This is a genomic window from Limnobaculum eriocheiris (genome assembly GCF_021010575.1).
Taxonomy (GTDB): domain Bacteria; phylum Pseudomonadota; class Gammaproteobacteria; order Enterobacterales; family Enterobacteriaceae; genus Limnobaculum; species Limnobaculum eriocheiris.
The window spans coordinates 1-20829 of sequence record NZ_JAJNAG010000014.1; the positions used below are offsets into that span (position 1 = coordinate 1).

17 protein-coding genes, 2 tRNA genes and 1 rRNA gene are annotated in these 20829 nt (G+C 45.2%); 14 read left to right on the plus strand and 6 right to left on the minus strand.

The features are described 5' to 3' along the window. The first annotated feature begins 6 nt into the window (after positions 1-6). From rrf to LPW36_RS08150, 3 genes are all read left to right on the plus strand, one after another. A 5S ribosomal RNA gene (rrf, locus tag LPW36_RS08140) occupies positions 7-122 on the plus strand. Between the two features lie 190 nt (positions 123-312). Further along, positions 313-389: transfer RNA gene (locus LPW36_RS08145), tRNA-Asp, on the plus strand. A gap of 52 nt (positions 390-441) precedes the next feature. Continuing rightward, a tRNA-Trp gene (locus tag LPW36_RS08150) sits at positions 442-517 on the plus strand. A 92-nt stretch (positions 518-609) separates the two neighbouring features. Here the strand turns inward: LPW36_RS08150 and hdfR are convergent. Beyond that, positions 610-1446: an HTH-type transcriptional regulator HdfR gene (hdfR, locus tag LPW36_RS08155; RefSeq protein WP_230609036.1), complete on the minus strand. Its 837-nt coding sequence runs from the start codon at positions 1444-1446 to the stop codon at positions 610-612. A 116-nt stretch (positions 1447-1562) separates the two neighbouring features. Here hdfR and LPW36_RS08160 point away from each other — a divergent pair, with 116 nt between their 5' ends. Further along, entirely contained in the window at positions 1563-1901 is a 339-nt protein-coding gene (locus LPW36_RS08160) for a MaoP family protein (protein WP_230609039.1), read from the plus strand. Positions 1902-1926: 25 nt separating this feature from the next. On the opposite strand, the gene LPW36_RS08165 is transcribed toward LPW36_RS08160, so the two are convergent. Continuing rightward, entirely contained in the window at positions 1927-3453 is a 1527-nt protein-coding gene (locus LPW36_RS08165) for a YifB family Mg chelatase-like AAA ATPase (RefSeq protein WP_230609041.1), read from the minus strand. Between the two features lie 326 nt (positions 3454-3779). Here LPW36_RS08165 and ilvL point away from each other — a divergent pair, with 326 nt between their 5' ends. The 7 genes from ilvL to LPW36_RS08200 all read left to right on the plus strand — a co-directional run bounded on the left by ilvL (position 3780) and on the right by LPW36_RS08200 (position 11126). Next, complete coding sequence (gene ilvL, locus LPW36_RS08170) at positions 3780-3878, plus strand: ilv operon leader peptide (protein WP_130590084.1); 99 nt, start codon at positions 3780-3782, stop codon at positions 3876-3878. Positions 3879-4028: 150 nt separating this feature from the next. Then, positions 4029-5678, plus strand: a complete 1650-nt coding sequence (gene ilvG / locus LPW36_RS08175; RefSeq protein ID WP_230609193.1) for an acetolactate synthase 2 catalytic subunit — start codon at positions 4029-4031, stop codon at positions 5676-5678. Continuing rightward, entirely contained in the window at positions 5675-5932 is a 258-nt protein-coding gene (gene ilvM / locus LPW36_RS08180; RefSeq protein WP_130590085.1) for an acetolactate synthase 2 small subunit, read from the plus strand. Before ilvG ends, ilvM begins: the two co-directional genes overlap by 4 nt. A gap of 20 nt (positions 5933-5952) precedes the next feature. After that, positions 5953-6882, plus strand: a complete 930-nt coding sequence (locus LPW36_RS08185; RefSeq protein ID WP_230609043.1) for a branched-chain amino acid transaminase — start codon at positions 5953-5955, stop codon at positions 6880-6882. 67 nt (positions 6883-6949) lie between these two features. Next, a complete protein-coding gene (ilvD, locus tag LPW36_RS08190) occupies positions 6950-8800 on the plus strand; it encodes a dihydroxy-acid dehydratase (RefSeq protein ID WP_230609045.1) in 1851 nt (616 codons plus the stop codon). A gap of 5 nt (positions 8801-8805) precedes the next feature. Beyond that, positions 8806-10350 carry a threonine ammonia-lyase, biosynthetic gene (ilvA, locus tag LPW36_RS08195; RefSeq protein WP_230609047.1) on the plus strand — a complete coding sequence of 515 codons (1545 nt, stop codon included), beginning with the start codon at positions 8806-8808 and terminating at the stop codon, positions 10348-10350. Between the two features lie 86 nt (positions 10351-10436). Then, the gene (locus LPW36_RS08200) at positions 10437-11126 is read left to right on the plus strand and encodes a DUF2461 domain-containing protein (RefSeq protein WP_230609050.1); all 690 of its coding nucleotides are present in this window, start codon (positions 10437-10439) and stop codon (positions 11124-11126) included. A 12-nt stretch (positions 11127-11138) separates the two neighbouring features. Here the strand turns inward: LPW36_RS08200 and ilvY are convergent, their stop codons facing one another. Then, a complete protein-coding gene (gene ilvY, locus LPW36_RS08205; protein WP_230609052.1) occupies positions 11139-12020 on the minus strand; it encodes an HTH-type transcriptional activator IlvY in 882 nt (293 codons plus the stop codon). A gap of 163 nt (positions 12021-12183) precedes the next feature. Here ilvY and ilvC point away from each other — a divergent pair, with 163 nt between their 5' ends. Then, positions 12184-13662, plus strand: a complete 1479-nt coding sequence (ilvC, locus tag LPW36_RS08210) for a ketol-acid reductoisomerase (protein ID WP_218468397.1) — start codon at positions 12184-12186, stop codon at positions 13660-13662. Positions 13663-13800: 138 nt separating this feature from the next. Then, positions 13801-15828: a DNA helicase Rep gene (gene rep / locus LPW36_RS08215; RefSeq protein WP_230609055.1), complete on the plus strand. Its 2028-nt coding sequence runs from the start codon at positions 13801-13803 to the stop codon at positions 15826-15828. 71 nt (positions 15829-15899) lie between these two features. Here rep and LPW36_RS08220 read toward each other — a convergent pair whose 3' ends face one another. The 3 genes from LPW36_RS08220 to rhlB all read right to left on the minus strand — a co-directional run bounded on the left by LPW36_RS08220 (position 15900) and on the right by rhlB (position 20261). Continuing rightward, positions 15900-16982 carry a YiiG family protein gene (locus LPW36_RS08220; protein ID WP_230609057.1) on the minus strand — a complete coding sequence of 361 codons (1083 nt, stop codon included), beginning with the start codon at positions 16980-16982 and terminating at the stop codon, positions 15900-15902. Positions 16983-17441: 459 nt separating this feature from the next. Next, complete coding sequence (gppA, locus tag LPW36_RS08225; protein WP_230609059.1) at positions 17442-18941, minus strand: guanosine-5'-triphosphate,3'-diphosphate diphosphatase; 1500 nt, start codon at positions 18939-18941, stop codon at positions 17442-17444. Positions 18942-18977: 36 nt separating this feature from the next. Beyond that, positions 18978-20261: an ATP-dependent RNA helicase RhlB gene (gene rhlB, locus LPW36_RS08230; protein WP_230609061.1), complete on the minus strand. Its 1284-nt coding sequence runs from the start codon at positions 20259-20261 to the stop codon at positions 18978-18980. Between the two features lie 145 nt (positions 20262-20406). Here rhlB and trxA point away from each other — a divergent pair, with 145 nt between their 5' ends. Next, a complete protein-coding gene (gene trxA / locus LPW36_RS08235; protein WP_230609063.1) occupies positions 20407-20733 on the plus strand; it encodes a thioredoxin TrxA in 327 nt (108 codons plus the stop codon). The last annotated feature ends 96 nt before the right edge of the window (positions 20734-20829 follow it).

Genomic DNA, 20829 nt, shown 5'->3' on the forward strand with positions numbered 1-20829 from the left:
AATATGCCTGGCGGCGATAGCGCGGTGGTCCCACCTGACCCCATGCCGAACTCAGAAGTGAAACGCCGTAGCGCCGATGGTAGTGTGGGGCTTCCCCATGCGAGAGTAGGGAACTGCCAGGCTTTAAATTTGATGTAAGCAGTGATAGTAGGGGCAGTTCGCTACTCGACAGAGAGTAGGACAAACTCGCGAAGCGGGTTTGAGCAACGCACAGCGTTGACCCGAAGGGTGAATGACGCAGTCATTCATAAACTGCCAGGCTTTAAATATAGATTACAAGATGATTTGTTCTTGTAATGAAAAAGAATCGGTGGAGCGGTAGTTCAGTTGGTTAGAATACCTGCCTGTCACGCAGGGGGTCGCGGGTTCGAGTCCCGTCCGTTCCGCCACTTATTTATATTATGCCTGCTACATTAGCAGGCGTAGTAGTAAGCGTTCTTTAGGGGCGTAGTTCAATTGGTAGAGCACCGGTCTCCAAAACCGGGTGTTGGGAGTTCGAGTCTCTCCGCCCCTGCCATAAAAAGTAAAAAACCCTTTGTGAAAACAAAGGGTTTTTTATTGCCTGCGATTTAATAAAATTATTTAAGCTTATTATTTAATATCAATATGTTATTCATTATCTTCAGGAATATGAAAATTGCTTATTAGTTTGTGAATGAGTAGATGGTGTTCACTGTTTTGCAGCCAAATTGCATACAGAGGAAGATTAATTGACTGAATGGGCTGTACAGGTTTAAGTTCGGGGTGCTGTTTTTGCCAGAATTCAGGTAAAAAAGTACAACCAGCCGTATTCTTTAACAGTTGTTTTGCCATCAGCGCAGAGCTGGTCGTGAGAACAGGGGAGATCTCCTGCGTGAAACTCTCTTTTTCCTGTTGTGAAAAATCGATTCCCCAATCAAGAGAGATATAAGCTCTCTTCTTATCGCCGCTTTTACGCTCTGACATGACCAACTGTAGTGGGATGGAAGTTATTCTTTTACTGACCAACTCATCCATTTTAGAGGGCTCTGTGGTGATCAAAAGATCTAATTGTCTCTCATGAAGTTGTTGGACTTGAAGGTTCCTTGGTGCGATTCTGGCATCAAACTGTAAATTTTTATGTACTAAATAGAGTGATTCAAGCCAGTCTGTCAGGCCGGTTTCCCAGATTAGAGGTAATGCACCAATAGATAATGTATTCTTTTTTTGGTTGCTTTTAGTAATAGACGATCGAGCCTGCTGCCAGGTAATTATCAGGTTTTCTGCATAGGGTAGAAGCTGTTCCCCGGCGGCCGTCAGCCGAATATTATTGCGGTGGCGAGTAAAAAGATTAACGCCTAACTGATTTTCTAACAGTCTTATACGCGAGCTCACCGCTGATTGCGTAAGATACAGTGATTCAGCCGCCCGACCAAAATGACGGGTCTTACTTACTTCCAGAAAAGTCTTTAGTAATTCTGTATCCACACTATCTCCAAATAATTTTATCGTGACGATTTAAATTTTTTGTTTTACACGCCGGCAAGCCTCACTAATACTCCGCGCCATAACGGCATTAATTTAGATACTTAGGAGTATGTCAGATGGCGGAAAGCTTCACTACGACGCATCGTTTTTTTGACAATAAAAATTATCCTCGAGGTTTTTCTCGTCATGGGGATTTCACCATTAAAGAAGCTCAATTGCTAGAGCGTTTAGGTTATGCTTTTAATGAGCTTGATTTAGGTAAGCGTGAACCAGCAACAGAAGAAGAAAAACTGTTCGTTGCTGTTTGCCGTGGAGAGCGTGAGGCAGTAACCGAGTCTGAAAAGGTATGGACTAAATACCTTGACCGTATTCGTCGTCCTAAGCGCTTCCACACGCTGTCTGGTGGTAAGCCACAGGTAGATACCGTCGAAGACTTTAACGACACTGATGATTAATTAACGGGGCTTTAAGCCCCGTTTCTTATCCTACCGCTTTATAAAGCTGTAACAGTAGTCGGTCCATGCAGCGATAGCTTAATGCTTCAGCAATATGGCTTCTGTTTATCTCTTCACTACCGGATAAATCAGCAATAGTCCGCGATACTTTCAGGATACGATGCCACCCGCGAACGGAAAGCCCAAGTTTTAGCAAGGCGTGTTCAAGGAATAGGGCATCTTCCGGATTGAGTTTACAGCTTGATTCCACCTCTTTACTGCTTAGTTGAGCATTCACTTTCCCATTTCTCTTTGCCTGAAGCGTTCTGGCATTTAGTACTCGTTGCCGAACGGACTGGCTGGACTCTCCTTCTTCTCTGCGCTGGCTTAATACGCCTTGGGGTAATAGTGGTACTTCAATAGATAAATCAAAACGATCGAGAAAAGGCCCGGATAGTCGATTTAAATAGCGCATGATTTGCTGAGGATTAGAGCGACTGAGTATTCCCTGATAATGGCCGGTAGGGCTGGGGTTCATTGCCGCAATTAATTGAACTCGGGCTGGAAAGCAAACTTTTGCATTAGCTCGGGAAATCACGATTTCACCGGACTCTAAGGGTTCTCTGAGTGCGTCCAGCACTTTTCTTTCAAATTCGGGTAGTTCATCTAAAAATAGTACACCGTTATGTGCCAGAGATATTTCTCCTGGTCTGGGAATTGAACCTCCACCTACCAAGGCAGCCATTGATGCACTGTGATGGGGCGCTCTGAAAGGCCGTTTACGCCAGTTTGACGAATTTTGTGGTGTATGGACGAGGCTGGATATCGCTGCACTCTCTAAAGCTTCCTGATCGCTTAGAGGTGGTAAAAGTGCATTAAGACGCGTGGCCAACATGGTTTTACCGGTACCCGGAGGGCCGAGCAGCAACAGGTTATGCCCTTCGGCGGCGGAAATTTCCAGTGCTCGTTTTGCCTGTTCCTGACCAATGATGTCTTTCAGATCGGGTAATGATAATGAATCATCCGGAACCGCCTGCTTACTCGGTTTACAAAGCGTAGTTTCACTATCAGACAGGTAATGACATATCTCGGCCAGATTCGCGGCAATCAGGTTATTGCCTTGTTCAATTAGTGCCACTTCAGTGGCATTTCCTTGTGAAAGAATCAGGATACGATCGTTTCTGGATGCTGCAAGAGCGGCGGGTATCGCACCATTAATGGGTTTTATTTCCCCGGAAAGAGCGAGTTCGCCTAAGAATTCATGTTGCTGCAGTTTTGTCGATGGAATTTGTTCTGAGGCGGCCAATATAGCTAACGCAATGGGCAGATCGAATCTTCCCCCTTCTTTGGGTAAATCTGCCGGTGCCAAATTCACCGTGATTTTTTTAGGTGGAAAAGTAAATCCGCTGTTTATCAGTGCACTCCTTACCCTATCTTTTGCTTCTTTTACCGTTATTTCAGGTAAACCTACTAAGGTAAAATTTGGCATTCCGTTGCTGATATGCACTTCAACACTGACGGCTGGCGCCTGAATTCCTATTGATGCATGGGTGTGAACGATAGCTAATGACATACTGAATTATCCGACTTATTTTTCAGCGTATCCTGTCAGACTTAAGGGAAATTGTTTTATCTATTTTAGAGTTGATGTCATTTTTTTAGATTTATATTCCAGTTAATTGCTAATTTTATGGCTGATAACACGGGTTTTTTACGTGCCAGATCGAGAAAAAATAATTTTTATTCTGATTCTGGTTTTATTATTATGATAACTAAAGATATTTTTTGATTTCTTATCCTGGCGTTAAAAAGGGAAATAAAAAATAACTTGTCACTCAACGCGCAACTATGATAACTCTGTAGTCATTCGTTCGACTGATAAAGAATTTTATTAAAACTATGAAGTCTGTAAGCCAAGTGATTAGCCTCGTTATTATTAGTGTGGTGGTGATTATTATCCCACCGTGCGGGGCAGCACTTGGACGAAGAATGACCTGATTAGTGGTCTGAAATTCAAGAACCCCCGCACTGAGAAGTCGGGGGTTTTTTTATGCGTAATAAAAATTCAGGCAAAACACAACGTAAAGCATAACGAAACAAACAGTATAAAAAACTGTTCTAAGCATGAAGACAAACGGGGTAAGAATGATGAATGGGGCACAGTGGGTTGTACATACATTACGCGAACAGGGTGTTAAGACGGTTTTTGGCTACCCGGGCGGGGCTATTATGCCAGTTTATGATGCGTTGTTTGACGGTGGTATTGAACATTTGCTGTGCCGCAATGAGCAAGGTGCTGCGATAGCTGCGCTGGGTTATGCCAGAGCAACCGGTAAAGTTGGCGTCTGTATCGCGACTTCTGGCCCGGGGGCAACAAATCTGATCACCGGGCTGGCGGATGCATTATTGGATTCCGTTCCCGTTGTCGCTATCACCGGACAGGTAGCCTCGCCGCTGATTGGTACTGATGCATTTCAGGAAGTGGATGTTTTAGGATTATCACTGGCCTGTACTAAGCACAGCTATCTGGTGGAGTCACTGGAAGAGCTTCCTACGGTTATTGCCCAGGCTTTTGCTACGGCATGCAGTGGCCGCCCGGGGCCTGTACTGATAGATATTCCAAAAGATATCCAGTTAGCTGCGGGCGACCATCTCAAGCCGGTTCTATTCCCCGTTGAAGAACTTCCCGAAGTCTCTGATGCCGATTTAGCGTCCGCCAGAAAGATGATTGCGGAATCTAAAAAGCCAATGTTATACGTTGGTGGTGGCGTAGGTATGGCCCAGGCGGTTGATGCATTACGTACCTTCACTAAAGTGACGCGAATGCCGGGAGTATCTACTCTGAAAGGTTTGGGGGCTTTTGATGCACAGGATCCGTGCTATTTAGGCCTGTTGGGAATGCATGGTGCCAAAGCCAGTAACTTAGCCGTACAGGATTGTGACCTGTTAGTTGCTATCGGTGTACGTTTTGACGATAGGGTAACAGGGAAACTCAATGCTTTTGCACCGAATGCCAAAGTTATCCATATGGATATCGACCCGGCGGAGTTAGGCAAGTTAAGAACACCCCATGTTGCTTTACAGGGCGATTTGAATGAAATATTACCTGCATTGCAGCAGCCGATGTCCATCGAGAGCTGGCGTAAATCGGTCATGACGATGAAAAATGAATTTGCTGCCCGCTACGATCATCCTGGTCAACCTATCTATGCCCCGCTATTGTTAAAACAGCTTTCCGATAAAAAACCTGAAAATGCCGTAATCACAACTGATGTGGGACAACATCAGATGTGGAGTGCTCAACATATGTCATTCAGCCGTCCGGAAAACTTTATTACATCAAGCGGGTTAGGAACCATGGGCTTTGGTATTCCTGCTGCGGTTGGTGCACAAATGGCTCGTCCTGATGATATGGTGATCTGCGTTTCAGGGGATGGCTCTTTTATGATGAATGTTCAGGAGCTGGGCACGATAAAGCGCAAGAAATTGCCGATAAAAATGGTGTTAGTGGATAACCAGCGTCTGGGTATGGTGAGACAGTGGCAGCAACTGTTTTTTGATGCGCGCTATAGCGAAACCGATTTATCCGATAATCCGGATTTTCTGGTACTGGCCAGCGCGTTTGGTATTCCGGGACAGCGTATTTCTCGTAAAGATCAGGTTGATGATGCTTTAAATACCATGTTAACCAGTGAAGGCCCCTACTTGCTTCATGTCTCGATTGATGAATTAGAAAATGTTTGGCCTCTGGTTCCACCAGGTGCTGGTAACGAAACCATGCTGGAGAAAGTATCATGACAGAACATCAACTTTATATCCAAACCCGCTTCCGCTCAGAGGTTTTAGAACGCTTACTGCGTGTTGTTCGCCACAGAGGTTTTCGGGTGTGCAAAATGAACATGAATCAGACAGGTAATGGAGATAATATAAATATTCATTTAACCGTTTCCAGTGAGCGTCCTGTCAATTTATTATCTTCCCAGTTAACTAAACTTGCGGATGTCAACAGCGTTGAGATCCTCAATCAAACATCACAACAAATACGCGCATAGCGCGACAAGGAATAGAGACAATGAGTACGAAGAGAGCAGACTACATATGGTTCAATGGCGAGATGACTCCATGGGCTGATGCAAAGGTTCACGTGATGTCCCATGCGTTACATTATGGTACTTCCGTGTTTGAGGGTGTGCGTTGCTATAACACCCATAAAGGCCCTGCGGTTTTCCGTCATCGTGAGCATATGCAGCGTCTGCGTGATTCTGCAAAAATTTATCGTATGCCAGTTTCTTACTCCGTAGATGAACTAATGGCAGCCTGTCGCGAAACATTAAGCAAGAATAATCTGACCAGCGCTTATATTCGTCCATTAGTGTTTATTGGTGATGTAGGTATGGGCGTTAATCCACCGCCGGGATACAAAACTGACGTCATCATTGCCGCTTTCCCTTGGGGAGCTTATTTGGGAGAAGAAGCTCTGGACCAGGGTATTGATGCGATGGTTTCTTCATGGAACCGTTCTGCACCAAACACAATTCCAACCGCAGCTAAAGCCGGTGGTAACTACCTTTCTTCTTTACTGGTTGGTAGTGAGGCTCGTCGTCATGGCTATACTGAAGGTATTGCTCTGGATGTTCATGGTTATGTTTCTGAAGGTGCGGGTGAGAACATTTTCATCATTAAAGATGGTGTAGTCTTTACCCCAACCTTAACTTCTGCGGCTCTGCCGGGTATTACTCGTGATGCCATCATGAAGTTAACTAAAGATTTGGGCTTTGAAATTCGTGAGCAAGTACTGTCCCGTGAATCACTCTATCTTGCCGATGAAGTGTTTATGACCGGTACCGCAGCTGAAATTACCCCAGTACGTAGCGTTGATGGTATTGAAGTTGGTATTGGCCGTTGTGGTCCTATCACTAAGCAGATCCAACAGCGCTTCTTTGGTCTGTTCAACGGTCAGACAGAAGATAAATACGGCTGGTTAGACTTAGTAAATCAGTAATAAAGCAAACATAATACCAACGGGCGGAGTCACTCCGCCCGGATAAAATAACGGGAGTGAATAAAGCATGCCTAAGTATCGTTCAGCTACAACTACACATGGTCGCAATATGGCAGGAGCTCGTGCGCTATGGCGCGCAACGGGTATGACCGATGCTGATTTTGGTAAGCCAATTATTGCCGTGGTGAACTCTTTTACTCAGTTCGTTCCGGGCCATGTGCATTTACGTGACTTAGGTAAGCTGGTTGCCGATCAGATTCATGAGTCAGGTGGTGTAGCCAAAGAGTTCAATACTATCGCGGTGGATGATGGCATCGCGATGGGGCACGGAGGCATGCTCTATTCTCTTCCTTCCCGGGAGCTGATTGCCGATTCGGTAGAATACATGGTGAATGCACACTGTGCTGACGCAATGGTGTGTATCTCTAACTGTGACAAGATTACCCCGGGAATGTTAATGGCGTCTTTACGCCTGAATATTCCGGTTATTTTTGTTTCCGGTGGCCCGATGGAAGCAGGAAAAACCAAACTGTCAGATAAAATTATCAAGCTGGATCTGATTGATGCCATGATTCAGGGGGCAAACCCTGATGTCAGCGATGAAGATAGCGCCCAAATAGAACGTTCTGCCTGCCCTACCTGCGGTTCCTGTTCTGGTATGTTTACTGCGAACTCCATGAACTGCTTAACGGAAGCTCTGGGTTTAGCGCTGCCGGGAAATGGCTCTCTGCTGGCGACGCATAAAGACCGTAAGCAGCTTTTCCTGAATGCAGGTAAAGAGATTGTGGCACTAACCAAGCGCTATTATGAGCAGGATGATGCAAGCGTATTGCCTCGTGCTATCGCCAATAAAGCCGCGTTTGAAAATGCGATGGTGATGGATATCGCCATGGGTGGTTCAACCAATACTGTATTACATCTTCTGGCCGCTGCGCAGGAAGGGGAAGTCGATTTCACGATGAATGATATTGACCGTTTATCACGCAAAGTTCCTCAACTGTGTAAGGTTGCTCCAAGTACTCAAAAATATCATATGGAAGACGTTCACCGTGCTGGTGGGGTTATCGGAATTTTGGGTGAGCTGGAGCGTGCAGACCTGCTAAACCGCGATACGAAAAATATTATGGGCCTGAGCCTGACGGAAACCTTAGATAAGTTCGATATTATGCGTACTAATGATGATGTGGTGAGAACGCTATTCCGGGCTGGTCCGGCAGGTATTCGCACTACTCAGGCCTTCTCTCAGGATTGCCGTTGGGATTCTCTGGATGACGATCGTTCAGAAGGCTGTATTCGTGATAAAGAGCATGCTTACAGTCAGGAAGGTGGTCTGGCGGTATTAAACGGTAATCTGGCAGTAGATGGCTGTATTGTTAAAACGGCAGGTGTTGATGATGAACATCTGGTATTCCGCGGTCCGGCAAAAGTCTATGAAAGCCAGGAAGATGCCGTTGAGGCCATTCTGGGTAAGAAAGTGGTTGCTGGTGATGTCGTGGTGATCCGCTACGAAGGGCCAAAAGGTGGGCCGGGTATGCAGGAGATGCTGTATCCAACCACTTTCCTGAAATCCATGGGGTTAGGTAAAAGCTGTGCATTAATCACCGATGGCCGTTTTTCTGGCGGTACTTCCGGGTTGTCTATTGGTCATATCTCACCGGAAGCAGCCAATGGTGGTTTGATTGGCTTAGTACGTGATGGTGACATGATTGATATTGATATTCCGAAGCGCAGTATTGTGCTGGATGTATCAGACAGTGAATTAGCTAACCGCCATCAGGCTGAAGTGGTTCGTGGTGATAAAGCCTGGACGCCAGCGGCTCGCAGTCGTCAGGTTTCATTTGCTTTACGTGCCTATGCCAGTTTAGCAACCAGTGCAGATAAAGGCGCCGTCAGGGATAAAAGTAAGCTGGGAGGCTAACCGTTATGGCTGTTCCATTACCACTCTCCTCTGCACCGGCAGGTGCAGAATATCTGCGCGCGGTACTTTGCTCTCCGGTTTATGACGTGGCTCAGGTCACACCATTGCAGGTGATGAATAAGCTCTCTGCCCGCATGAAAAATACTGTGCTGGTAAAGCGTGAAGACCGGCAGCCGGTACACAGTTTTAAGCTGCGTGGCGCTCATGCGATGATCGCCGGACTGAATGAGCAACAGAAAGCCAATGGCGTAATTGCGGCTTCGGCAGGGAATCATGCGCAGGGGGTTGCGCTGTCAGCTACGGGCTTAGGCATCCGCTCTCTGATTGTTATGCCGCTGACGACACCGGATATTAAAGTTGATGCTGTACGCGGCTTTGGTGGCGAAGTGCTTTTACACGGGGCTAACTTTGATGAGGCTAAAGCAAAAGCCATAGCGCTGTCTGAACAGGAAGGCTATATCTTTATTCCGCCATTCGACCATCCGGCAGTCATTGCCGGACAGGGTACTATCGGTATGGAGTTGATCCAACAAGATGCTCATCTTGACCGTATTTTTGTGCCTGTTGGCGGTGGTGGATTGGCTGCCGGTGTAGCGGTACTAATTAAACAATTGATGCCTGAAATTAAAGTCATTGGTGTTGAAGCTGAAGACTCTGCCTGTTTGGTGGCGGCGATGAATGCCGGGCAGCCTGTCGATCTTGAGCGGGTAGGATTATTTGCCGATGGCGTAGCGGTAAAGCGTATTGGCGATGAGACTTTTCGTTTGTGCCGTGAATATCTGGATGATGTTATTACGGTCGACAGCGATGCAATATGTGCTGCAGTAAAAGATCTGTTTGAAGATGTCCGGGCAATTGCAGAACCGTCGGGCGCACTGGCACTGGCCGGACTGAAAAAATATACAGAGCAGCATAATCTGGAAGGTGAACGTCTGGCCTGTATTTTATCCGGCGCTAATTTGAACTTCCACGGATTGCGCTATGTTTCCGAACGCTGTGAGCTGGGAGAAAAGCGGGAAGCGCTACTGGCAGTGACTATCCCTGAGCAAAAAGGCAGTTTTCTGAAGTTTTGTCAGCTATTAGGTGGTCGTTCAGTAACCGAATTTAACTATCGTTACGCCAGCGATAAAGATGCCTGCATTTTTGTTGGGGTTCGGTTAACCAGAGGACAAACGGAAAGAGAAGAGATTATCCGTGAATTACGTGACGATGGCTATCAGGTGGTTGACTTATCGGATGATGAAATGGCCAAGTTGCACGTTCGCTATATGGTTGGAGGCCGTCCGGCTAAACCATTAAGTGAGCGGTTATACAGCTTTGAATTTCCGGAGTCTGGCGGTGCGTTATTGAAATTTTTGCAGACGTTAGGTACCTACTGGAATATTTCATTGTTTCACTATCGCAGTCATGGTACCGATTATGGTCGTGTTCTTGCGGCTTTTGAACTGGTTGGGCATGATGCTGAGTTTGAACAGCATCTTGAACAGCTGGGGTATGATTATCATGATGAAACGGATAACCCGGCGTTCCGCTTCTTTCTGGCGGGATAATCAGGGTAGTTATCTGAATGCTGTCGAAGAATGATATTCGACAGCGTTTGGTTTTTCTGATGATGGACTAACGGGCAGGAGCGATAATGCAATTCAATGGATTTAGCCAGCAAGGGCTGACGTTTTTACAGGATGTCAGAATTCAAAACAGCAAAGACTGGTTTGAAGATCATCGCCATATCTATGATGATGAAATACTGACCCCCTTTCGGGCACTGGTAACCGATTTGGCTCAAGGCATGATGCTTATCGACCCTGAATTTGAAACCCGTCCGGCGATTGGTAAAACCCTGTCCAGAATTCATCGCGATACGCGTTTCAGTCATGATAAATCCCGCTATCGCAGCCATATGTGGCTGACCTTCAAACGACACAGTAAAGACTGGAAAGATGCACCGGTCTATTTTTTTGAGATTGCCCCTGATTTTTATCGTTATGGTTTAGGATATTACTCTGCCAGCCGCCAAACGATGGATGTGCTACGTTTATTGATGCGCACTGAGCCTAAAGACTTTTTAGCCGTAGCAAAATGCAGTAAACCGCCCTTTGAGTTGGTGGGAGAAAGTTATAAACGCCCATTGATTAAAGAACAGGATGCCAACATTGCTGACTGGTATAACCGCAAGTCATTTGCCGTTATGCATACCAGTCAGGAGATGGAAATGGTATTTAATCATGGTCTGGTTTCTCTGTTAGAAAAGGGTTTTAAGCAATTAGCTCCCCTTTATCATTACCTGATGCGGGCAGAAATGATTAAACGCAATCCTGAAGAGTGATGGCAATAAAAATTATATCAGCTGCCAGAAGGCACGAATCAAAGGCTCATTAAGGCGTTTTTTCTGTACGCATACCCCTAAATCAAAGGCGGATGTCAGGGTAACGTGGTCCACCACAGAAATCCGACTGCGGATGGTTTCGGGGCTATTGTCCAGTACTACGCTAGGAATCAGTGCGATACCACAGCCAAGGGCCACCATAGAAACGATGGCTTCATGACCTGCAACGGTAGCGTAAATTTGCGGATTGCTGATGTGGTAACGGCGAAACCACTGGTCGATACGCCTGCGTGTTGGGCCATGCTCCGGTAAAATGAAGGGAATATTTGCCCAGTCAGGTTTATGCTCCAGCATTTGAGTATGTACCGGACAAGGCAGTGAAGGTGTAATTAACACCAATGGAATTTCACCGATTTTGCGAAAATCTATGGTAGAAGGCAGCATTTCCGGGCGGCCTGCAATAGCCAGATCTGCATCATTAGACTGGATTTTATCAACAGCGTCAGCGGCATCACCAGTGGTCAATTTTATTTCTACATTAGGGTGCAGAGCACGAAATTGGTCGAGTATGGTTGGCAGATGGCTATAGGCAGCTGTTACCGAACAGAAGATACGCAATTCTCCACTGAGGGATTCCCCCTCCTGCGTTAGGGCATTTTTCAGCTGTTGATAGTGCAGTAATGTTTGTTGGGCAAAGATTTTAAGCTGTTGGCCTGCATGGGTGAGTTGTACTGTGCGGTTATCTCGCAGAAATAGCATCTGCCCAAGCTCTTCTTCCATTCGCTGTATCTGTCTCGATAGGGTGGAAGGGCTAACATAGGTGGCTTTGGCGGTTTTGCCAAAGTGCTGACTGTCGGCTAAATGAAGAAATAATTTTAAATCACGAAGATCCACATTAAGACACCCGATTTTGTATTGCAGAAATTGCAATATCATCTTCTTAATATATCAATTTAAGCAATGCAGATCTTGTCTTATTATGAATTTCAGGTGTATTGCTGTTTATGGGTACCAACACAACAAAGCGCAACATAACAACCAGAAATGGAGAATAATAATGGCTAACTATTTTAATACATTAAACTTACGCCAGCAGTTGGCCCAGTTAGGTCAGTGCCGTTTTATGGGGCGCGATGAGTTTGCTGATGAATCCGGTTTTCTGAAAGGTAAAAAAATCGTTATTGTCGGATGTGGTGCTCAGGGCCTTAATCAGGGTCTGAACATGCGTGATTCTGGTCTGGATATCGCTTATGCGTTACGTAAAGAGGCGATTGATGAAAAGCGTGCATCATGGCGTAAAGCGACAGAAAACGGCTTTAAAGTAGGTACCTACGAAGAACTGATCCCTCAGGCAGACTTAGTGGTTAACCTGACGCCGGACAAACAGCACTCTGCCGTAGTTCAGGCTGTTCAGCCGCTGATGAAAAAAGGCGCTGCGTTAGGTTATTCTCACGGTTTTAATATTGTTGAAGTTGGCGAAACTATTCGTCCGGATATCACCGTAGTGATGGTAGCGCCGAAGTGCCCGGGAACCGAAGTTCGCGAAGAGTATAAGCGCGGTTTTGGTGTTCCAACGCTGATTGCTGTTCACCCGGAAAACGATCCAAAGGGCGAAGGCATGGCGATTGCCAAAGCATGGGCAGCAGCAACCGGTGGCCATCGTGCTGGTGTTCTGCAATCTTCTTTTGTTGCTGAAGTTAAATCTGACCTGATGGGTGAGCAAACCATCCTGTGCGGTATGTTACAGGCTGGCTCAATTCTGTGTTTCGACAAGCTGGTGGCCGATGGTGCCAGTCCGGCATATGCTGAAAAATTAGTACAGTATGGTTGGGAAACCACGACCGAAGCGCTGAAGCAGGGCGGCATCACATTGATGATGGATCGCTTGTCCAACTCGGCAAAACTGCGTGCTTTCGCACTGTCTGAACAGTTGAAAGCATTGATGGCTCCGCTGTTTCAAAAGCATATGGATGACATTATTTCCGGTGCTTTCTCCGAAGGCATGATGGCTGACTGGGCTAATAATGATGCTAAATTATTAGGCTGGCGCGAAGAAACGGGGCGCACCGCTTTCGAAAATGCACCTCAACAGGAAGGTAAAATCAGCGAACAGGAATATTTTGATCATGGCGTACTGATGATCGCAATGGTTAAAGCCGGGGTTGAACTGGCGTTCGAAACCATGGTGGTTTCCGGTATTATCGAAGAGTCTGCTTACTATGAGTCTCTGCATGAATTACCTTTAATTGCTAACACCATTGCCCGTAAGCGTTTATATGAAATGAACGTGGTTATTTCTGATACTGCAGAATACGGTAACTATCTGTTCTCTAATGCCGCGGTACCGCTGTTGCGTGAGAAATTTATGGGTTCATTGCAGGCTGGTGACTTAGGTAAGTCGGTTGCTGCTGCAGAAATTGATAATGCCCAACTGCGCGATGTTAACGAAGCTATCCGCAATCATCCAATTGAAGTGATTGGTAAGAAATTACGCGGTTATATGACGGATATGAAACGTATTGCCGTTGCCGGTTAATGGTTTTTGTTGAGTTGTTTAAGACCGGGCAAATGCCCGGTTTTTTTATACCCTATTTCTTCTTTCGTCAGTTCTGTTGACCGGTGCTATTTTTGCTATAATCCTCTCCCCTTTGTCCTCTGAGTAAGTAACTTTGTTATGCGCATGAACCCCCGCCAACAGCAGGCAGTTGAATTTATTACCGGCCCTTGTTTAGTGCTGGCTGGTGCTGGTTCGGGTAAAACGCGGGTGATTATTAATAAAATTGCCTATTTGATTCGTGAGTGTGGCTATCAGGCGCGGCATATTGCGGCCGTCACCTTTACCAATAAAGCGGCCAGAGAGATGAAGGAACGTCTGGCACAAACGCTGGGGCGTAAAGAAGCCAGAGGGATTGTTATCTCTACGTTTCATACTCTGGGGCTGGAAATTATCAAGCGTGAACATGTCGCGTTGAATATGAAGTCCAATTTCTCGCTGTTTGACGATCAGGATCAGATGGCATTATTGAAAGAGTTGACAGAGAAATGGCTGGAGAACGACAAGGTATTAATTTCACAATTGATATCAACCATATCTAACTGGAAGAATGATTTAATTGGTCCGGCTGGAGCCGCGGCGGCAGCGAAATCTGAGCGCGATAAACTGTTTGCTCACTGTTACGACCTGTATGATAAACAGCTCAAATCTTGCAGTATTCTTGATTTCGACGATCTAATTTTATTACCCACTTTATTACTACAGCGAAATGAGGAAGTCAGAGAGCGTTGGCAAAATCGTCTGCGTTATCTGCTGGTGGATGAATATCAGGATACCAATACCAGCCAATATGAGCTGGTTAAACTGTTGGTAGGTAATCGGGCCCGGTTTACCGTGGTGGGCGATGACGATCAGTCAATCTACTCATGGCGGGGTGCTCGTCCTCAGAATCTGGTGTTGTTGAGCCAGGATTTTCCCGCTTTACAGGTGATTAAGCTGGAGCAAAATTATCGTTCATCAGGGCGGATACTTAAAGCGGCTAACATTCTGATTGCTAATAATCCGCACGTATTTGAGAAACGATTGTTTTCAGAGCTGGGGTACGGTGAAGAGCTAAAAGTGGTAACGGCGAATAATGAAGATAATGAAGCCGAACGGGTTGTGGGTGAACTGATTGCCCATCACTTTATCAATAAAACCGATTATAAAGATTACGCTATCTTGTACCGGGGAAACCATCAGTCACGAATTTTTGAAAAAGTGCTGATACAAAACCGCATTCCCTATCGAATTTCTGGTGGAACTTCTTTCTTTTCCCGGCCAGAAATTAAAGATCTGATGGCTTATTTACGCGTGTTGACGAATCCGGATGATGACAGTGCATTTTTACGTATTGTGAATACCCCTCGCCGTGAAATTGGTCCGGCAACGCTGGAGAAATTAGGGACCTGGGCTAACCAGAGAGGCGTCAGTTTATATCGGGCCAGTTTTGATGTCGGGCTGGAGCAATACCTCACCGGGCGTGGGCTTGAGTCGCTACAGCGTTTTACTCGTTGGTTATCTTCTGTGACTGAAACGTCTGAAAGAGAGCCGGTTGCCGCCGTCAGAGATCTGATTCACGGTATGGATTATGAAAGCTGGCTGTATGAAACCTCCCCCAGTGTGAAAGCTGCTGAAATGCGCATGAAAAACGTTAATCAGCTGTTTGGCTGGATGACCGAGATGCTGGAAGGTTCCGATCTGGATGAACCAATGACGCTGACTCAGGTGGTTACGCGTTTTACATTACGTGACATGATGGAGCGTGGAGAAAATGAGGAAGATTTCGATCAGGTTCAGTTGATGACGCTGCATGCGTCGAAGGGCCTTGAGTTTCCTTATGTTTATCTGGTGGGTATGGAGGAAGGATTACTTCCTCATCAAAGTAGCATTGACGAAGACAATGTTGATGAAGAACGTCGCCTGGCCTATGTGGGTATTACCCGGGCTCAAAAGGAACTGACATTTACACTATGCCGTGAGCGTCGCCAGTTTGGTGAACTGGTACGTCCGGAGCCAAGTCGATTCCTGTTGGAGCTGCCTCAGGATGATTTGCGCTGGGAAAGTGCCCGTAAGGTGGTATCTGCCGAAGAGAGAATGGAAAAAGGGAAAGGGCATCTGGCCAATATTCGTGAACAGCTGGCAAAAAGTAGAAATAATGCATCCTAGAAAATGAAAAAAACCGGATTTCTCCGGTTTTTTCATAATGCCCACCAGCCAGGAGGTGGATATTCTTCCAGTTATAGTCTGTTGTAGTCGCCAACCAGACTATTGTACTCTTTGACTAGCTTCCCGACTGAACCGTTTACCATCCATTCGCCTGAGGTACCCAGATTCATTTTTTCGCCAGTTGAGTAGGGTTCTTTATCCCTTACGCGGCGGATACGTTCTTTAGCAGCTTTAGCATAGCTATCCGCTTGACGTAGTAATGACTCATAACTCATGTAGGACATGTTATTAGTCTTTTTTTGCTCTTCAATAAGAGGGCGAGCGCTTTCAATTTTGCTTTGCAGTTCTGAAACCAAAGCGAGAGGCTTTTCTGTTTCAAACGACTCTTCTTCAATCATGCTGTTGATGGTTTGTGCATCCAACATAATACCAAGGCTATAATAATTCAGCGATTTACCCTCTTCTTTCTCCATTTGATCTAAACGAGCCTGCTGACGTTCGTTATTAATTTTACTGATAGATTGGGAGAAAGCTTTAGAAGCTGGTTCAAAAGTTTTATAGGCGGCAACCAAATTAGGATGAAGCTCTTTACCTTTAGCAAAACTATCGTCCTTATAATCTTCTTGATCATAGTAACGATTCAGTTCGTTAATTTTGGCGCTTATTGTTTCAGCTGCAGCAAGGTAATTGGCTGCAATTTCATCCATAGGTTTTAACTCAGGTTTAATTGCGAGAGCTTCGGTAACACTTTTTTTGCAGGAATCAGTACTATTTTGGTTAATCTGATAAAGTCCATAAACAATACTTTCTTTACCTGTTGGCCCTTTTTCGAAATTTTTTACCCAGCTGGTATAGCGGTTAATACTATTGTGAATAGAGCCATCCAATGCGTTATAACACTCAATGTAGGCATTCATTTTTTCTTGCATTGCTTCTTCAGCGTTTTGTGTTTCTTCCGCTTTAGTATTTGTTGTTGTTTTTTCGGCTTCTACGTTTTCAGTTTCTTTTTTAACTGACGATGGTGTCTCTTGGGTTGTTACCGGAGCGCTAGCTGCGGGCTCTTCCTTTTTTTTATCACAGGCTGATAATGCTAATATAATGGAAAGTGCGATCGCTCCTTTTTTCCATATGTTGGTGCTATTTTTAAAATCCATTTTTATACCTTTATGCTTTATTGATAGTACTAAATTTAACTGTATCAAAAGTGTGGATGGTGAAAATACTCTTTCGATCGACTATTTTCAATGTATCGCTGGTTTTAATAAGAACGATATCTCTTTTTATTTGTAACCATTTGTAGCTGTAATGGTATAAAAGAAAATTGTTACCATAAATAAAGACATTAATAAGGATTGAAATCTATAAAATAATAGAAAGCATAATACTGTGAGAAGCTTCAGGTGTAGCCTGTCAGGGAAGAGTGGCAGTGTTTAGCCAGTGAACGATTTTTGACGAAGCTAAATGTATTTATTAATTATTTGAATGAAAAGCCATTTTTTATTAATTGAAGAAAAGAGTGAATTAATAGTTTGTTGTTTTATACCGGAATGATGGAATGTTATACCGTTTATATGTCTGATGGAGAGGTTTTGGTGCAAAAGCAAACTTAGTTATTAAACCGATATAATAACCATCGGAAGATGGCTATAAGTTTGCCAACGGCTCTCTTGCTGTAATGCCTCGGTCTGCAAAGGGTACAATGAAAGCCATTCCTTGCTGATTTCCAGATTAAGCTGCTCTCCCTGTCCGATAAGAGTGATATTCGGAATGCGGTCGGAATGTCGTGAACGGCACAATAAAATGGCAATACGTAGTAAACGTACCAGTCTTTGCGCCTGTTGTAGTGATAAGGCGTTCTGCTCTGCCAGTACTGACAGATTAATGATATCAGTTTGATTTATCAGCAAGGCTGCCAGTAATTTCCTTTGTGCGGGAGTAAAGCCTGGCATTTCAGTATGATTCAGCAAGTAAGCGGCGTGCTGGGGAGACTGCCTGAAGTCGATACTTAATCCAATTTCATGAATCTGGCTGGCCCAATGGAGCAGCTCTGCCATGTTGTCATTAATATCCCAACTGTCTTTTAGCTGGTGGCAAAAGCGGCTGGTTAACTGGCTGACTCTGTTGACCTGTTGCCGATCGATAGCGTACTGATATTGGATTGCCTGAATGGTCGTTTGGCGAATATCCTTTTCTACCGGAAGATTCAACATGCTATATATCAGGCCTTCACGCAGCGCGCCACCGGCCAAATTCATGCTGTTTACATCTAAGGTTTCAAAAATAGCGATCAGGATAGAAAGTCCACTGGGAAAAACTAAAGCCCTTTCTAATGTCAGACCCGGGATCTCCAGCTCTTCCAGTTTGCCGCATTGAATGGCGCGTTCTTTTAATTGCTGTAATTTATCCAGCGTAATTTGCTCATCCATACCCTGGGCTACCATGATTTCCTGTAACGCTTGTACGGTGCCTGATGCTCCAACGCAGATTTTCCAATCCTGATATTTCAGCTTATCGGTAATCGGTAAGAGATGATGGCGGGCAGCGAGTTCCGCTTGATGAAAGTTGTTAGCACTGAGTGTTCTGTCGCTGAAATAACGCTCCAGCCAGGTTACACACCCCATGGGTAGGCTCACCAATTCAGATATGCTATCCGCAGTCCCGGTAATCAGTTCGGTACTGCCTCCACCAATATCTACCACCAGTCGTGATTGCGCACCTCCGGTGGTATGGGCAACGCCCTGGTAAATTAATCTGGCTTCTGCTTCACCGCTGATGACCTTAACCGGGTAACCTAAAATTGTTTCGGCGGTGGTAATGAAAGTACTGGCATTTTTAGCGGCTCGTAATGCTGCGGTAGCAACAATACGAATATGGGATGGGGGAATGCCATACAGGCGTTCGGAGAACAGACGCAGACATTGCCAGCCCCGTTGCATTGCTTCTTCAGATAAATGATCCCCATCGTCAAGCCCGGCGGCTAACCGGACTTTTCGTTTTATGCGGTCAGTAATCTGGATACGGCCAGAAATTTCCCGGATAACCAGCATATGAAAGCTATTCGAACCAAGGTCGATGGCCGCATAAAGAGGCAATTCATCCGTCTGTCTGTTCATAGCGTTCAATCGGTTATCCGTACTGGTAGCATTATATTAACCCGGGCGCTTTCTGTTGCGCGGAGGTCCATTCCGACGAGGTCCACTGCTGCGTCTTGGATTTCCGGTATTGCGTGGACGAGAAAGACGTTTGGGGGCAGGGAGATCGGTCAGTAATGCTTCAGAACTATAGCGACTGACAGGAATTGAGTGGCCAATATACTGCTCAATAGCCGGTAGATTTAATGCATATTGCTCACAGGCCAGAGTGATAGAGTGTCCACTGGCTCCGGCTCGTCCTGTACGGCCAATGCGATGCACATAGTCTTCACAATCATCCGGCAAATCATAGTTAAATACGTGGGTAACTTCCGGAATATGCAAACCACGAGCTGCAACATCCGTTGCTACCAGAATATCCAGATTGCCTTTAGTGAAATCGTCCAGAATATGTAAGCGTTTTTTCTGTGCTACATCACCGGTTAATAAACCAACGCGATGTCCATCAGCCGCCAGATATCCCCATATTTCTTCACAAGCATGTTTGGTGTTGGCAAAAATGATACAGCGTTCAGGCCATTCTTCTTCCAGAAGTGTTTGAAGTAAACGCATCTTATCTTCGTTGGAAGGATAAAATAACTCTTCCTGAATTCGGTGGCCGGTTTTTTGTGTTGGCTCCACTTCAACATATTGAGGATTATTCATATGTTCAAACGCCAGCTCACGAACGCGGAAAGAAAGCGTTGCGGAGAATAACATGCTTAAGCGTTGGGTCGCCGGTGGCATACGACGGAAGATCCAACGGATATCTTTGATAAATCCTAAATCAAACATACGATCGGCTTCATCCAGAACAACCACCTGAATGGCACCTAAATCAATGTGATTTTGCTTGGTGTAATCGATGAGACGGCCGGTAGTACCAATCAGAATATCAACGCCAGCCTCCAGTACTTTTAGCTGTTTATCATAGCCATCACCACCGTAGGCCAGTCCAATTTTCAGGCCGGTCTCTTGAGCCAGTGCTTCGGCATCATTGTGAATTTGCACCGCAAGTTCACGGGTGGGCGCCATGATTAGTGCACGAGGTTGATTAATTTTGCGATTGCCATCAGCCTCGTGAGTAAGTAGGTAATTAAAGGTAGATGCCAGAAAAGCCAGCGTTTTTCCGGTACCCGTTTGTGCCTGTCCTGCAACATCATGCCCTGCAACCGTATAAGGAAGCGCCAGTGCTTGTATTGGCGTACAGTAATGAAAGCCTTTATTTTCAAGGGCCTTGATTACCGAAGGGTGTAGTGCGAAGTCGGCAAACTTCTGTTCTGTTAAGTGTGTTTTGCTCATAGTGGTGTAGAATATCAGCTAACCTTGTATTCACGAAAGTATTGCTTTACGAATGCGTATCCGTTGAAATAAAGTCAACATATATTCAACGTTTCTTTGGTTAATATAACACCAATGAAACATATCTAATCCTGTGGAGTCAAACATGAGCGAAAAAATTATTCACTTAACCGATAGCAGCTTTGAAAATGATGTTTTAAAAGCTGATGGTCCAGTACTGGTGGATTTTTGGGCCGAATGGTGTGGTCCATGCAAAATGATTGCCCCAATTCTGGATGAAGTGGCGGCGGAGTATGATGGCAAACTGACGGTAGCTAAATTGAATATTGACCAGAATCCGGCAACTGCGCCGCAGTATGGTATTCGTGGTATTCCAACCCTATTGCTGTTTAAAGATGGTGCTATTGCTGCAACTAAAGTTGGTGCATTGTCGAAATCTCAATTAAAAGAGTTTTTAGACGCCAGTATTTAATTGATATTGAATTAATTTTTACTTCACACAGGTTCTTGTTTATCCACTGTTTTATGGATAAACAAGAAGCCTTAATGAATAAATTAAATAAAAATA

Excerpts from the sequence above, each read along its gene's own strand:
- LPW36_RS08160 (WP_230609039.1), top strand. The coding sequence starts at position 1,563 with ATGGCGGAAAGCTTCACTACGACGCATCGTTTTTTTGACAATAAAAAT.
- rhlB (WP_230609061.1), bottom strand. The coding sequence starts at position 20,261 with ATGAGCAAAACACACTTAACAGAACAGAAGTTTGCCGACTTCGCACTA.
- ilvM (WP_130590085.1), top strand. The coding sequence starts at position 5,675 with ATGACAGAACATCAACTTTATATCCAAACCCGCTTCCGCTCAGAGGTT.
- ilvA (WP_230609047.1), top strand. The coding sequence starts at position 8,806 with ATGGCTGTTCCATTACCACTCTCCTCTGCACCGGCAGGTGCAGAATAT.
- ilvC (WP_218468397.1), top strand. The coding sequence starts at position 12,184 with ATGGCTAACTATTTTAATACATTAAACTTACGCCAGCAGTTGGCCCAG.
- trxA (WP_230609063.1), top strand. The coding sequence starts at position 20,407 with ATGAGCGAAAAAATTATTCACTTAACCGATAGCAGCTTTGAAAATGAT.
- LPW36_RS08165 (WP_230609041.1), bottom strand. The coding sequence starts at position 3,453 with ATGTCATTAGCTATCGTTCACACCCATGCATCAATAGGAATTCAGGCG.
- LPW36_RS08185 (WP_230609043.1), top strand. The coding sequence starts at position 5,953 with ATGAGTACGAAGAGAGCAGACTACATATGGTTCAATGGCGAGATGACT.
- LPW36_RS08200 (WP_230609050.1), top strand. The coding sequence starts at position 10,437 with ATGCAATTCAATGGATTTAGCCAGCAAGGGCTGACGTTTTTACAGGAT.
- gppA (WP_230609059.1), bottom strand. The coding sequence starts at position 18,941 with ATGAACAGACAGACGGATGAATTGCCTCTTTATGCGGCCATCGACCTT.
- rep (WP_230609055.1), top strand. The coding sequence starts at position 13,801 with ATGCGCATGAACCCCCGCCAACAGCAGGCAGTTGAATTTATTACCGGC.
- ilvD (WP_230609045.1), top strand. The coding sequence starts at position 6,950 with ATGCCTAAGTATCGTTCAGCTACAACTACACATGGTCGCAATATGGCA.
- ilvG (WP_230609193.1), top strand. The coding sequence starts at position 4,029 with ATGAATGGGGCACAGTGGGTTGTACATACATTACGCGAACAGGGTGTT.
- ilvL (WP_130590084.1), top strand. The coding sequence starts at position 3,780 with ATGAAGTCTGTAAGCCAAGTGATTAGCCTCGTTATTATTAGTGTGGTG.
- LPW36_RS08220 (WP_230609057.1), bottom strand. The coding sequence starts at position 16,982 with ATGGATTTTAAAAATAGCACCAACATATGGAAAAAAGGAGCGATCGCA.